Annotated in this window: 13 protein-coding genes and 2 pseudogenes; 9 read left to right on the top strand and 6 right to left on the bottom strand. The window is 67.7% G+C overall.

Features of this window, described 5'->3' with window-relative positions; all coding sequences use genetic code 11:
- Positions 1-6: 6 nt before the first annotated feature.
- The 3 genes from EDC31_RS11060 to hglS form a co-directional block, all read right to left on the bottom strand.
- Complete coding sequence (locus EDC31_RS11060) at positions 7-1,572, bottom strand: aldehyde dehydrogenase (NADP(+)) (protein WP_042057234.1); 1,566 nt, start codon at positions 1,570-1,572, stop codon at positions 7-9.
- A gap of 48 nt (positions 1,573-1,620) precedes the next feature.
- Positions 1,621-3,420, bottom strand: coding sequence for a DUF885 domain-containing protein (locus EDC31_RS11055; protein ID WP_204366647.1), 1,800 nt, complete (start codon positions 3,418-3,420; stop codon positions 1,621-1,623).
- Positions 3,421-3,538: 118 nt separating this feature from the next.
- Complete coding sequence (gene hglS / locus EDC31_RS11050; protein ID WP_239641586.1) at positions 3,539-4,933, bottom strand: 2-oxoadipate dioxygenase/decarboxylase HglS; 1,395 nt, start codon at positions 4,931-4,933, stop codon at positions 3,539-3,541.
- Between the two features lie 263 nt (positions 4,934-5,196).
- Here hglS and pckA point away from each other — a divergent pair, with 263 nt between their 5' ends.
- Positions 5,197-6,795, top strand: coding sequence for a phosphoenolpyruvate carboxykinase (ATP) (gene pckA / locus EDC31_RS11045; protein ID WP_081797479.1), 1,599 nt, complete (start codon positions 5,197-5,199; stop codon positions 6,793-6,795).
- Positions 6,796-6,828: 33 nt separating this feature from the next.
- On the opposite strand, the gene EDC31_RS11040 is transcribed toward pckA, so the two are convergent.
- Positions 6,829-7,380 (bottom strand): thioredoxin family protein, encoded by a 552-nt coding sequence (locus EDC31_RS11040; protein WP_042057276.1) that lies wholly within the window; start codon positions 7,378-7,380, stop codon positions 6,829-6,831.
- 146 nt (positions 7,381-7,526) lie between these two features.
- Here EDC31_RS11040 and EDC31_RS11035 point away from each other — a divergent pair, with 146 nt between their 5' ends.
- Entirely contained in the window at positions 7,527-7,850 is a 324-nt protein-coding gene (locus EDC31_RS11035; RefSeq protein WP_042057237.1) for a hypothetical protein, read from the top strand.
- Positions 7,851-7,870: 20 nt separating this feature from the next.
- Here EDC31_RS11035 and EDC31_RS11030 read toward each other — a convergent pair whose 3' ends face one another.
- Positions 7,871-8,293 carry a DUF423 domain-containing protein gene (locus EDC31_RS11030; protein ID WP_081797480.1) on the bottom strand — a complete coding sequence of 141 codons (423 nt, stop codon included), beginning with the start codon at positions 8,291-8,293 and terminating at the stop codon, positions 7,871-7,873.
- Positions 8,294-8,362: 69 nt separating this feature from the next.
- Between EDC31_RS11030 and EDC31_RS11025 the strand changes: the two genes are divergently transcribed.
- Positions 8,363-8,956, top strand: a complete 594-nt coding sequence (locus EDC31_RS11025; protein ID WP_042057239.1) for a DUF4142 domain-containing protein — start codon at positions 8,363-8,365, stop codon at positions 8,954-8,956.
- Complete coding sequence (locus tag EDC31_RS11020; RefSeq protein ID WP_042057241.1) at positions 8,956-9,516, top strand: cob(I)yrinic acid a,c-diamide adenosyltransferase; 561 nt, start codon at positions 8,956-8,958, stop codon at positions 9,514-9,516. Before EDC31_RS11025 ends, EDC31_RS11020 begins: the two co-directional genes overlap by 1 nt.
- A gap of 7 nt (positions 9,517-9,523) precedes the next feature.
- Here the strand turns inward: EDC31_RS11020 and EDC31_RS11015 are convergent, their stop codons facing one another.
- Positions 9,524-10,165 (bottom strand): hypothetical protein, encoded by a 642-nt coding sequence (locus EDC31_RS11015; RefSeq protein WP_042057244.1) that lies wholly within the window; start codon positions 10,163-10,165, stop codon positions 9,524-9,526.
- Positions 10,166-10,320: 155 nt separating this feature from the next.
- Here EDC31_RS11015 and dapF point away from each other — a divergent pair, with 155 nt between their 5' ends.
- From dapF to EDC31_RS18520, 5 genes and pseudogenes are all read left to right on the top strand, one after another.
- A complete protein-coding gene (gene dapF / locus EDC31_RS11010) occupies positions 10,321-11,118 on the top strand; it encodes a diaminopimelate epimerase (RefSeq protein WP_042057246.1) in 798 nt (265 codons plus the stop codon).
- Positions 11,115-12,380 (top strand): MiaB/RimO family radical SAM methylthiotransferase, encoded by a 1,266-nt coding sequence (locus EDC31_RS11005; RefSeq protein WP_042057248.1) that lies wholly within the window; start codon positions 11,115-11,117, stop codon positions 12,378-12,380. The genes dapF and EDC31_RS11005 overlap by 4 nt, the downstream gene beginning before the upstream one ends.
- Entirely contained in the window at positions 12,381-13,316 is a 936-nt protein-coding gene (gene ftsY / locus EDC31_RS11000) for a signal recognition particle-docking protein FtsY (protein ID WP_042057250.1), read from the top strand.
- Between the two features lie 164 nt (positions 13,317-13,480).
- A pseudogene (locus EDC31_RS18165) lies at positions 13,481-13,617 on the top strand (IS256 family transposase); the annotation flags it as partial.
- Positions 13,618-13,632: 15 nt separating this feature from the next.
- Positions 13,633-13,734: pseudogene (locus tag EDC31_RS18520) on the top strand (VapC toxin family PIN domain ribonuclease); the annotation flags it as partial.
- Positions 13,735-13,767 lie beyond the last annotated feature (33 nt).

The raw sequence follows: 13,767 nt of genomic DNA, 5'->3' as shown, positions 1-13,767 counted from the left end.
CGGACGTCAGTAGGCGCCGTCGAGCCCGCGCGGCAGGCTGAACGGATTGCTGTGCTTCAGGCCGTCGGGGAGGAGCGTCTCGGGGATGTCCTGATAGCAGACGGGGCGCAGGAAGCGCTCGATCGCCGCCGTGCCCACCGAGGTCGTGCGTGGATCGGTCGTGGCGGGAAAAGGGCCGCCATGCACCATGGCGTCGCAGAGTTCGACGCCGGTCGGCCAGCCATTGGCAAGAATCCGCCCGGCCTTGCGTTCGAGCATCGGCATCAGGCTCCGGGCGAGGGGGAGATCCGTGGGCGCCATATGAAGCGTCGCGGTCAACTGCCCTTCGAGCCCGGCCGTCAACGCCTGCATCGTCGCGCTGTCCGGGCAGGCCACCAGGAGTGATGTCGCGCCGAAAATCTCCTGCCCCAGAGCGGGGCCCGCCATGAAGGCGGCGGCGCTCGTCTCGAACAGCGCCGCCTGACAGGCTCGCGGGCCGCCGGGCGCGCCGCGTCCCAGACATGTCACGCCCGGCCGTTCGGCCAGAGCCGCCACGCCGGACTCGTATGCCTCGTGAATCCCGCCGGTCAGCATGGTCTGGGCCGCGGAGTCTTCCAGAGCCGCGCGGGCGGCGGCGCGGAAACGGTCGAGCGCGGGGCCTTCCACCGCCAGAATCAGGCCCGGATTGGTGCAGAACTGTCCCGCTTCCCTGGTCAGCGAGGCGATGAAGTCCTTCCCGAGCGTCTCGGCGCGCGCCTCCAGCGCGTCGGGCAGGAGATAGACGGGGTTGATCGCGCTGAGTTCGCCATAGAACGGGATCGGCACGGGCCGCGCGGCGGCCATCGCGGCCAGGGCGAGGCCACCCGCGCGCGAGCCGGTGAACCCGACCGCCATGATGGCCGGATCGCGCACCAGCGCCGCGCCGATCTCATGGGACGGGCCGCCCAGCAGCGAAAACACGCCTTCCGGCAGGCCGCTGGCGGCGACGGCGTCGCGCACGATGTGGCCCATCAACTCGCTCACGCCGGGATGCGCCGGATGGGCGCGCGCCACGACGGGGCATCCCGCCGCCAGCGCCGAGGCCGTGTCCCCGCCCGCCACGGAGAAGGCGAACGGGAAATTGCTCGCCCCGAACACCGCGACGGGCCCGACGCCGACACGGATCATCCGCAGGTCGGGGCGGGGCAGCGGCGTGCGGTCCGGCAGGGCCGGGTCGATGCGCACATCGAAGCAGCGGCCCTGACGCAAGGCGCGCGCGAAAAGCCGCAACTGGCCCATCGTCCGGTTGCATTCACCCGCGAGCCGGGCGTGGGGGAGGCCGGTTTCCGCCATCGCGCGCGCGATCAACTCCTTGCCCTGCGCCTCGATTCCGCTGGCGGTGCGGTCCAGAAACGCCGCGCGCGCGTCGGGAGCGGTGGCGCGGAAGCTGTCGAACGCGTCGTCGGCCAAAGCGCAGGCCGCCCGGACGTCCCTCGCTTCCGCGCAGGAGAAGGCGACCGGCAACGGGGCGCCATCCTCCGCCGCGACGGCATGAAAGCGCGTTTCGCGAAAAACATTCCGCGCGCCGATCAGAAGAGCACCCGTCATGTTCATGTCCGTCTCCCTCGCGTATGAACCGGGCCGGCCTGCGCGGCCGTTCCGTTACCCGGCCTTGTCCTTCCCGGCCTTTTCCGTCGCGATCCATGCGGCGACCCGGGATTTCAGCTGCTCCATCGGCATCGCGCCCTCGTCCAGCACCACGTCGTGGAACCTCCGTTCGTCGAAGAGCGGGCCCAGCGCCGTCTCGGCCTGACGGCGCAGCCCGAGAAGGGTGATCTCGCCGATCTTGTAGCCCAGCGCCTGGCCGGGCCATGAAATATAACGATCGACCTCGTTCTGGATATTCTTTTCCGCCAGCGCGGTATTGTCGCGCAGGCATGCGACGGCCTGATCGCGCGTCCAGCCCTTCCAGTGCAGCCCGACATCCATCACCAGCCGGCAGGCGCGCCACATTTCCATGGAAAGCTGGCCGAAGCGTTCGTAGGGCGTCGGATAGAGATCGAACTCCCCGACGAGCTGCTCGGCGTAGAGCGCCCAGCCCTCGACGAAGGCCGTGGTGGCGTAATCGCGCCGGAAGCCGGGGAGATCGGTCATTTCCTGCGCGAGCGCGATCTGGATGTGATGCCCCGGCGCGCCCTCATGCGCCACGAGGGAGGGAAGCTCGTAGAGCGGGCGCTGGTCGAGATGCGAGGTGTTGATCATCAGCCCGCCCGCGATGCCGAGCGCCGGGCTGCCGGGATCGTAGCGGCCGGACGTGTAGCCGTCCTCGATGGCGCGCGGCACGGGACGCACGCCATAGGGCAGGCGCGGGAGCTTGCCGATGACATGCGGCAGGTGATCGTCCACGATCTTGGCGAGGCGGCTCGCTTTTTCCAGCAGCGCCTCGCGCGTGGCGACATAGAAGCGCGGATCATGCCGCAGCGTCGTGACGAACGCCTTGAAATCGCCCTTGAAGCCCACCGCCTGCATCTGCGCGTCCATCTCACGGTGAATCCGGGCGATCTCCGACTGACCCAGCGCGAAGATCTGGTCCGGCGTCATGCCGGTCGTCGTCTCGGTCTTCACGCGATAGACATAATAGGCGCGGCCATCGGGCAGAGCTGACGCGCCGAGCGTCGCGCGGCTGGCCGGGAGATAGTCGCGGGCGAAAAACTCAGCGACCTGCCGCTCGGCCGGTTTGATCGACCGGCGAACGATCGCCAGCGCCTCCGCGCGCAGGGCGGCACGCTGCGCCTCCGGCATCGTTGACGGGAGCGTGTCGAAGGGCCGGAGTGTCGCGTCCTGCTCGGGCGGCAGATCGGCGATCGCCTGCGTGGCGGCGGCGACCTTGCGCGCGATCAGCGTCGGCTGCACGAAGCCGGTGGCGATGCCGCGCCGCATGTTGGCGATCTGCTGGGCGTAATAGGCGGGCAGCGCCGTCATCCGCGCCAGCCAGTGCCGGGCCGCCGCCTCGTTCCGCAGGGGCGAATTATCGGCGGCGTAGCCGGGGGTGAGGTAGAATCCCTCGTCGCTGGTGAAGGGGATGCGCGCCTCGTCGAATCGGTGGCCTTCGATGGCGAGATCGACGCTCCAGCGGATCAGCCCGATATTGATCGCCGCCTCGCCGGAGAGGGTGGCGGGATCGATCGCCTTCAGCCGGTCGCGAAAGGCGAGCAACTGGTGATAGCGGGCGGTGTCCGCCGCCGGGCTGTCATCGGGCCAGCGTTCGGACGCCGCCACATCCCCGCGCGCGGCGGCGGAAATCGGGTCTTCCCGCGTGCAGAACGCATCGTACTCCTTCACCAGCGCGCCGACGGCGTCGGGAGGGGCGGGTGCTGCGCAGGCCGGCCGGGTCAAGAGGCTGAGCGCGGCGAGGGCGCCCAGGGCGATGCGGGGCGCGGTCCGACTGAGGGAGCTGGGCAAAGACGGTCTCCGGCGAAGGGACATGATCAGTTTCGCTTGCGTTATATTATGAAGATCGATCCATCAACCCGTCAGGGGAGAAACGCGCCCCGGTGCCCATGGCGGCACGGAACGTCCTTCATCCCGGACCATCGATGCCGATCGTGCGCAGCGAGGCGGCCTGCTGCGCGGCGTAGATCGCCGTCTCATCCGCGACCGATGTGCCGAGCGCGGTCTCGAAAGCGCTCCGGCTTGCCTCGGCGGCATAATGCGTGCGCGCCCCGCCGCCCAGATTGGATTGGAAAATACCCGCCGCGCTGACAGGCAGGAAATCCTCATAGGTCAGCGGCACCGCCGTCACGGCGCCGGACTGCACGAGATCGTCCAGCGTGGCGTAATGGGGCACGCGGTGATGCGGCCGGCCGAGATAGCGGAAATAGGCCAGCCCCTCGCCGCGCAAGGTTTCCAGATCGTCCGGGAAGGCGGCGAAGGCACGTTCGAGCGTCGCGGCGTAGTCTGCCGGGTCCGCGCCGCGCGCCTCGTCCAGCAGGCGGTCGTAGAGCGCGCGTCCGGCGGGAGTCAGCGCCACGCCGCGCTGCTCGACCTCGCCGAACCGCGCCGTATGCGATCCGGGCACGGAGCGACCGTCCGCCGCCTGGAACGCGACCTGCTCTTCCAGCGCGGTGAAGCTGGTCTGCCGCAGCAGGATCGGGCAGGCGCGGCGCGGCGGTCCCTCGATCACGGCCTTGGCGGGAATGCCGCGTGCGATCATCTCCGCCTGGACCGCGTCGATATCGAGCGTGCGCGGGGTCAGATGATTGATATGTGGGCCGCGGAAACACACGACATCGGCAATCAGCCGGTGCGCCGCGTTCAGCCGCTCATAGGTCTCCCGGCTGACCGTCGTGTCCGGATGCCAGCGGAAGGTTTCGAGCGCCTCGTTGACGAAACGCTCCGCCTGCGCCTCGGTCAGCCCGCCCCCGGCCTCCGCCGTGTCGAGCAGGTCCAGCAGGGCGGGCGAAAAGATGCGGCGGCGGGCGAGAATGGCTTCGGCCTCGGCACGGAGCGCGTTGTCCTCGATCAGCTCCAGCCGGAGCAGCGAGGTGAAGATGCGGAACGGGCAGCGGGACAGCGCCTGCACCGTCACCGGGCGGAAGGCAGTGGAATGGACCGGCACGCCGGCGACCGACAGATCGTAATACCCGACCGGCTCCATCCCCATCACGGCGAACAGGCGGCGGCAGGTGGCGAGTTCTTCCGCCGTGCCGAGGCGGATCGCGCCGTGACGCTCGACGGAGAGGCGCTCCATCCCGCCCTCCGCCTCGATCCGGTCCCGCAAAGCGGGATCGGCGTCGAGCGTCCGGCGGTTCACTGCCGCGACGATATCGAGCAGCGTGCCGTAAAGCGGGACCTCGCGGCGATACATCTCCGACATGGCCGCCGCGAAACATGCGCGGATCACGTCGGGCGAAATCGGCAGACCGTCCCGCGCGTCCTCAATCGCCTGCTGATCCGTCGCCTGCTCGTTCGCCACCTGTCGGTTCTTTCCCTGAGTGAGTCAGCGCGAGACTACGCCGACGCCGGGGGTTTTCAAGAGGTGAAGAAGGGTCCGGACAGGTCGCTCCCCGCAGGTCGCTCTTTGCCCGGCTCACGCCGCCGCATGTTTTCCTCACGATTTCGGGAGCAAATCTCTTGAACCTGTCTGGGCGGTTCTATACATGTCAGGTGAGATAGATCGCACATCCTTCGTTATGAAATGTCGGTCCGCAGGCGTTAGGTGACAGAAAGGTTGGAAGAATGAGTGCAGTCACGACCATCGAGGCCCAGCCGGGGATTGTCCCGGAGGGCACCGGCACGGACAGGACTGCCCTGGCGGGGACCGGCCTTTCCCCCGTCCAGCCTTTTTACGTCAACCTGCGGACGGCCCCGCTCGTCACGCTGGCGGTCCGTCGCGATGAAATCCGGCTTTCCGAGGATGGCGCGGTGATGGCGCGGACCGGGGAGTACACGGGCCGCTCCGCCCAGGACAAATATGTCGCCAACGATCCCGATATCGGCGAAGAGGTCTGGTGGCATCCCGGCAACAACCCGCTCCCGCCCGAAGCGTTCGACCGTCTCGCCGAGACGGTGCGCGCCTATCTCGACCAGCAGGTTCTTTTCGTCGAGGATCTGTTCGCCGGAGCCGATCCGGCCCATCGCATCCGCATCCGCCTCGTGACGACGAATGCCTGGCACGCGCTCTTCGCCCGCAACATGTTCATCCGCCCGACCGAGGCGGAACTGACGGATTTCACACCGGATTACGTCCTTCTTCACGCGCCGGAGCTGCATCTCGACGCCAAGGCGCTGGGTCTGCGCTCCTCGACCGCCGTGGCCATGTCGTTCACGCACCGGCTCGTGGTGATCGCCGGCACGGAATATGCCGGGGAAATCAAGAAATCGATCTTCTCGGTGATGAACTGGCGGCTGCCGGTCGAGGGCGTCTTTCCGATGCACTGCTCGGCGAATATCGGCGTGGACGGGGATGTCGCGCTGTTCTTCGGCCTGTCCGGCACCGGCAAGACGACGCTCTCCTCCGATCCCGAGCGTGCCCTGATCGGCGATGACGAGCATGGCTGGAGCCCGAAAGGCGTCTTCAACTTCGAGGGCGGCTGCTATGCAAAGGTCATCAATCTCAAGAAGGAGGCCGAACGCGAAATCTGGGACGCCTCCCATCGCTTCGGCGCGGTTCTGGAGAATGTCGTCGCCGATGCGCAGGGCCATATCGACTTCAATGACGGCAGTCTGACGGAGAATACGCGCTCCTGCTATCCATTGGATTTCCTGGGGAATTTCCGTCCGGACGGGCAGGGCGGCACGCCGCGCAACGTCATCATGCTGACGGCGGACGCTTTCGGCGTATTGCCGCCCGTCGCGCGGCTGACGCCGAAGGAGGCGATGTATCACTTCCTGTCAGGCTACACCGCGCGCGTCGCCGGGACGGAAAAAGGCGTCAGCGAGCCGCAGGCGACGTTCTCGGCCTGTTTCGGCTCTCCCTTCCTGCCGCGCAAGCCGAAAGTCTATGCCGAGCTGTTCGGCAAATATCTCACCGAGAGCGGCGCGAAATGCTGGCTGGTCAATACGGGCTGGATCGCCGGGCCGTATGGCACGGGGCGGCGCATGTCGCTGGCGCATACCCGCGCCATCCTGCGCGCCATCCTCAACGGCGAGATCAACGCCTCCGAATGGAAGGTCGATCCGCATTTCGGGCTCGAAATGCCGCTCAGCGTCGCGGGTGTGCCTCCGGAGGTTCTCGACCCCAAGGCGAGCTGGGCGGACCCGGCCGCCTATGACCGTCAGGCCGAAGCGTTGCTGGCGCGCTTCGCCGAGAACTACCGTCAGTTCGAAGGCGCCTGACGACGCGCCCTCCCCTGTGAGGCGGGAACGACGTCAGCTCCGCCTGTTCCAGCTTGCGAGCAGGTCGATCACCGATTGAGCGGACATGGCGCGGGCATTGCCCAGCGTGTTCGCGCCGTCGGCGTTCAGCAGCTTGCCGTTCGCGGTGAAGATCAGCACGGTCGGCACTTCGTGGATCGTCACGCCATAACGCTTGGCGATGTCGAGATTCTGGTTGATGCGCTCGACATTGACCGGCACCACGACGAATTCCGCATCGAGCCACTGTGCGACGGACGGCACGTCGAACACGCCCGCCAGCTTCAGGCAGTCCGGGCACCAGTTGCCGCCGAAATCCAGCAGCACCTTGCGATGGGTCCGCAGGGCGGTCTTGAAGGCTTCCGTCACCTGTGTGTGGGCGAGCGCCGCGTCGGGATAGACGTGTTGCGCCGGGGTGATGGGCTGGGACGCGTCGAGTTGCGGGACCGGGACGCTGCCCGGCGGCGGTTCCGCCGCGTGACCCGCTCCGGGAATAGAGGTCGCGACGACGACCAGACCGGCCAGCAGCGCGCCGAAGCGTGGAAAGAGAGCGGTCCGCTGTGTCATTTTCATAGTCTCCAAGACTTATTATCTCCAAACGCCTCCGCCGGCATTGATCGGGCGGAGGCAGGTTGGGTATCAGACGAAGAATGCATGATAGCCCATCGGGTGAGCCCTGTCGGTTAAATTATACGCACTGAAACGAGGGTAGCATGAAATCCACACTCAAACCTGCTCGTTCGGCGGCGCATCTCGGTGAGGTCAGCATCGTCACGACATTGGCGCGGACGGCGGCGTTGGTCGTCCTCACCGTTCTGATTGCCGCGAGTGCGCGGTTCCTGCCGCCGGCCGTCCATCTCGTCCAGTATGTGGCCGGAACGCAGGCATGGCAGTCCCTCTATACGCTGTTCGGCGTCGAAAGCGGGGTCGAGCGCGAACAACTGATCCTCATCGGCATCGTGCTGGCCAGCTTCTGCGTGGCCCTGGCGGCGCAACTTGGCGCTCTCGCGCTTTGGGCGCGCATCCGTTCCCGCTAGATGGCCGGTCAGATGGCCGGTCAGATGGAGCGACGCACGGCCAGCATCGCCATCCCCAGCCAGGACAGGATCAGCACCGATCCGCCCCATGGCGCGATGAAGCCGATGGCCGGTCCCTTCAGCGCCAGCAGATAGACCGGCACGCAGAACAGGACCTGCCCCAAGGCGAAGCCGGGCGCGACCCAGCGGAAGACGTTGCGTCCCGCGAAGGCGAGGACCAGCAAGACGAGGCTGTGCCAGATTTGCATTTCCACCGCGCGCCCCATCATCTCGCGTCCGTTCGGGGCGAGCATGCGGTCCGGGAGATGGGCGGCAAGGGCCGCCATAGCCACGGCCGTCGCGCCTGACAGCCCGGCGAAGGCGAGGCTGACGCGCCGCCAGGTCGCGAACGGCCCATGGGACGGAGGAGGGGACGGGGGCGCGGACGGGCAGGGGGCGGACATTGCAACTCCGCGTGAGACGGGCGATGAAGGGTCTTGCATCCGACATAACGCAAGGAGCACCTGCCGACCATGCCGCGTTTCGCTCTTTCTCTTTCCGCTTCCCTCCGCGTGGCCGCGCCGCTCATGAGCATGCTCGTCCTGTCAGGCTGTTTCGGCATAGCGCCGAAGCCGGCTCCCGCGCCGCTGCCGCCTCTGTCCAAGGGGCAGCCTCTGACCACGGCGGATGCGGCTTTCGTTCAGGCGTTGAACGAGGCGGATCTGACGGATATCGCGCTGGCGAAACTCGCCACGACCAATGCGGCGCGGAATGACGTCAGGGCCTTGTCCGACACGGTCTCCAGGGACAGCGCGGAAACCCGGACGAAACTGGGCGAGATCGTCAGCCCGCATGATCTCTCTCTGACCACGGCGCCGATGCGCGACGACCAGGAGATGATCGACCGGATGGCGAAGCTGTATGGCGCGCGTTTCGACAGCGCTTATCTCGCGCATCTGCGCAAGGGCGAGCCGATTTTGTCCGCTGCGATCGCCAGCGCTATCGCCCAGTCGAAGAATGCCGATCTGATCGCCTTGGCGAAGGACAGCCAGAGCAAGATCGCGGCGCACAAGGCGTCCGCCGAAGCGTTGGCGCCCGCGCGCGTCTCACGCCGCCATCGCCGCTGATGACTGTCCGGATCGATCGCGTCGTCACGCGCGGTGGAGACGGCGGCCAGACCTCGCTGGGAGACGGCACGCGCGTGTCCAAGCACGACGCGCGGATCGAGGCGATCGGGGCAGTGGACGAACTCAATGCCGCGATCGGCTTTGCGCGAGTCGCGCTGCCGGAGATCTCCGCCCTGCCGGGGGTGCAGGATGCGTTGTTCGATCTCGGGGCCGATCTCTGCCAACCGCATGGCGCGAGCGGGCGCTGCCCGTCTCTTCCACCGGAAGCGACGCTCTGGCTGGACGACGAGACGGAGGCGCTGCGGGTGCGGCAGAAGGCGCTGACGAGCTTCGTCCTGCCGGGTGGGAGCGAGGCGGCGGCACGGGCGCATCTCGCCCGCACCGTCGCGCGGCGGGCGGAACGCCGTGTCGTGGCGCTACAGGACCCCGCTCTGGCGGAGGCGGTGCGCTTCCTCAACCGCCTTTCCGATTTCCTGTTCGTTCTCTCCCGTCACGCGAATCGGGACGGGGAGGACGACCTGCTGTGGCGTCCCGGCGGCTGGCGGCCGGAGACGCGCTGACCGGCTGTTACAGCGCGACGCCATGCCAGGTGATGGCGTCCGTCTCGACACGGTCCGGCAGCGGGGCGGGGCTTCCCGCGGTCGGGCGACGCGTCAGCAGCGGCACGAGGTCGCGTCGCACCATCTCGTAAGGCGCGCGCTCCGGCGGCGCGGTCAGCACGATGTGGCGCACATGCTCCATGCGGTAATCCTCGAGCCGTCGCGCCACCTCGGTCGGGGTGCCGACGAGTGCTGACGCCGCGACGCCGGCGGGCAGGCCGGCTTCGGTCAGCGCCTCCATCCGCTCCCATGCCTCGTCGGTCGTCTCTCCCATGACGATGTCCAGCGCCACGGCCTCCTGCTCACCGGATGTCTGTCCGCGCGTCGCGGCCATCTGGGACGGCAGCTTGTTCGCGCTCAGATGGAAGCGGTCCATCGCGCGTCCTTCGGCGGACAGGCGGACGATGCTGTCGCCGTCACGCAGGAATATCCGCAGCTTCGGCGCGGCGGCGCGCAGGGCCGGCAAGGCCTCCGGGTCCACCAGCACGGCCGCGCCCTGATGGAACTGCGACACGAGAGCGAGGATATCATCCGCTGACCGGCCGGTCAGGGACCAGATGAGGTGGAGCGCTCCGGGGGGAGCGTAGTGATCGAAAGGCGCGATATACATTACTCTGTCTTCCTGCCTGGAGCCGGGCGACGCCGTTGCCCGGGCCAGATGTGTCTTGGCCAGAATATGCGTCGGCAGTCTTTCCCAGACGTTAACGCCGCGATGTCGGCGAAAATCCCGTGTCGAACTGCCTTCGGGGCTCTATAAGGGTGCCCATGTGCTTCAGGTTCCAAAAGATGCAAGGGCTCGGCAATGATTTTGTCGTCATCGACGCGCGAAATCAGGCTTTTGCGCCGATATTAAATTTTCTGGTCACGCTGTGTGATCGCCGTTTGGGCGTCGGGTGCGATCAGTTGGTGATTCTCGAACCGCCCGATCTGCCCGGTGCTGACGTAAAAGTGAGATTTTTCAATCCCGACGGATCGGAGGCCGGGGCCTGCGGCAACGCCTCGCGCTGCGTCGCCCGGCTGCTCGGCAATGCGCCGGTATTGCAGACGCAGGCCGGATTGCTGCCGAGCTTCGTCGCGCCGGACGGGCGGATCGGCGTCGATATGGGCGCGCCGAAGCTGGGTTGGGCGGAGATTCCGCTGGCGCATGAGGCGGACACGCTGGCCCTGCCTTTGCCGGGCGCGCCGGCGGCCTGTTCCATGGGCAATCCGCACGCGACCTTCTTCACCGGGGCGGATGAGGCGGTGTCGCGCGGGCCGGCGCTCGAACATGATCCGCTCTTCCCCGAGCGGGCGAATATCGGCTTCGCCCACATCCGCGCGCGGGACGAGATCCGCCTGCGCGTGTGGGAGCGCGGGGCTGGGCTGACGCCGGCCTGCGGGTCCGGCGCCTGTGCGGCCGTGGTGAACGGCGTGCGGCTCGGGCTGCTGGACCGTACCTGTCGCGTCGAGATGGATGGCGGCTGGCTGACCATCACCTGGCGGGAGGCGGACGGGCATGTGCTCATGACCGGCCCGGCGACTCTGGTTTTCGAAGGGGAGTGGCGCGGAGGAGAGCACGCATGAGCGGCGCGGAGGTTCTGACGTTCGGCTGCCGCCTCAACCTGCACGAGAGCGACAGGATCGCCGCGCTGGCGGGTCATCTCGACGAGACGGCCATCGTCAATACCTGCGCCGTCACGGCGGCGGCGGAGCGTCAGGCGCGCCAGGCGATCCGCAAGTTGCACCGTGCCTCGCCCGCGACGCGCATCGTCGTGACGGGATGCGCCGCGCAGATTGCTCCCGCGCGATGGGCTGCTCTGCCCGGTGTCGCGCGGATCGTCGGCAATGGCGAGAAATTGCGGCCCGAGACATGGACCGCCGGGGAGGGCACCGGCGAGACCGCCGGGAAACGGGCCGCGCTGCCGGCCCTGACGGACGCGCCGCCCGCCACGCCGGTCGTCGAGCATGGCAGCCATATCCGCGCCTTGCTGCAAGTGCAGCAGGGATGCGATCACGGCTGCACCTTCTGCATCATCCCGCAAGGGCGGGGGGCGTCGCGTTCGGTGCCGGTCGCAGCGGTCATCGCCAATGCACGGAGCCTCGTCGCCGCCGGGCATGCGGAGATCGTGCTGACCGGAGTGGATATCGCCTCCTGGGGGCACGATCTGCCGGGCCGGCCACGGCTCGGGACGCTCTGCCGGTCGATCCTCGACGCGGTCCCCGGCCTCGCGCGGCTGCGTCTGTCCTCCCTCGATCCCGCCGCGATCCTGCCGGAGAGCGATCCGGATTTCTGGGCGGTGCTGGCGGGGGAGTCGCGCTTCGCCCCGCATCTGCATCTGTCGCTTCAGGCGGCCTCGGATCTCGTGCTGAAGCGCATGAAGCGCCGCCACAGCCGTGCGCAGGCGGGGGAACTGATCGCTCGCGCGCGGGCGGTGCGGCCCGATATCGGCATCGGCGCCGATCTCATCGCGGGATTCCCGACCGAGACGGACGAGCAGGCCGCCGAGACGCTGGATTTCGTGCGCGCGCATCGCATCGCCTATCTCCATGTCTTTCCCTATAGCGAGCGCCCCGGCACGCCTGCCGCTCGCATGCCTTCCGTGCCCAACGCCCTGCGGCGGAGTCGGGCGGCGGCGCTGCGCGAGGCGGGGGAGGAGATGCGGGATGCGTTCTGGCGCGGGCTGATCGGGCGTGATCTCGACGTGCTGATGGAGGGGGAGGGGACCGGGCGGTCCGCGCAATTCGCCCTTCTTCGCGTGCGGGGCGCGCCCGTGCGGCGCGGTGCGCGCCTGACCTTGCGCCCGATCGCTCTTGACGGCGGCGTGTTGTTGGCCGAGACCGCCTGAATGTCCGGATTTTTCTCCCGCCTGAAGCAGGGCCTCGCCCGCTCGACGCAGAAGCTCAATGCTGCGCTGACCCATCGCCATCTCGACGAGGCGGCGTTGGAGGAACTCGAGGAGGCGCTGATCGCCGCCGATCTCGGTCCCGCCGTGGCGGGGCGCGTTATCGATGGCTTCCGCAAGTCGCGCTTCGGGAAAGACGTGACACCCGCTGAGATTCAGGAGGCGCTGGCCGCCGAGATCGCGCGCGTGCTGGAGCCGGTCGCGATTCCGTTCGAGCCGGATTTCACGCATAAGCCGCATGTCTGCCTCGTCGTCGGCGTCAACGGCGTGGGCAAGACGACGACCATCGGCAAGATGGCGCGCTGGTTCGGCGGGCAGGGCAAGTCCGTCGTCATGGTGGCGGGCGACACCTTCCGCGCCGCGGCCGTCGAGCAGTTGCAGGTCTGGGGCGAGCGGACCAACGCGCCGGTCATCGCGGGCAAGCCGGGCGCGGACCCGGCGGGGCTGGCCTTCGAGGGCATCAAGCGCGCGCGCGAGCAGGGGGCGGACATCGTGTTCATCGACACGGCGGGCCGCCTGCACAACAAGGGCGCGCTGATGGAGGAACTCGCCAAGATCATCCGCGTGATCAGGAAATTCGACGAGACCGCGCCCCATTCCGTTCTTCTGGTGCTGGATGCCACCACCGGCCAGAACGCGCTGGAGCAGGTGCGTGTGTTCCGCGAGATGGTGAGCGTCACCGGCCTGATCGTCACCAAGCTGGACGGCTCGGCGCGTGGCGGCATCGTGGTCGCGCTGGCGGAGGCGACGGGCCTGCCGGTGCATCTGGTCGGCGTGGGCGAGCAGGTGGAGGATCTGCGCGCCTTTTCGGCGGCGGAATACGCGCGCGGACTGGTGGGCGATGCCGGCGCGATCAGGGAGCCGCCGGCCGAGGGGTGAGGCTGCGACTCAAGGGGGCGTTGCCATAGAAAGTTATGTCGTTTGCAGCGCCAGGTCGCGCGAATCCTGAACTTTCCGTTGCTATGCATGGCGTGTTGGCAACGCTGTATCACAGTCGTGTGTCACAGGAAAAAGAGGGCCGTCGAGCCGGAACAACTACCGATCTGGAGCCCCGGAAGCTGACGGAGAAAGCGCTGGTGGTCTTGATCCTGGAGGTCTGGATCGATGGTGTTCCCATACGCCGCGTCGACGATCTGGTTTGGCCATGAGGCTCGCGCGAATTGGCATGAGTACGGCGAGTTAGCTGTGCGACGATATCGACGCCCAGCTTGTGGAAAGCTCCTACCTGTCCGCCGTCACCGTGGCCGAACTTCGTTTCGGCGTCGCCGCCATTCCGACAGGTAGACGTCGCATGATCAGACCATGACCACCAGCGATTGAAAAGGTCTCA

The sequence above is a fragment of the Acidomonas methanolica genome (genome assembly GCF_004346035.1).
Lineage (GTDB): Bacteria > Pseudomonadota > Alphaproteobacteria > Acetobacterales > Acetobacteraceae > Acidomonas > Acidomonas methanolica.
This window is presented reverse-complemented; position numbering and strand designations above follow the sequence as displayed.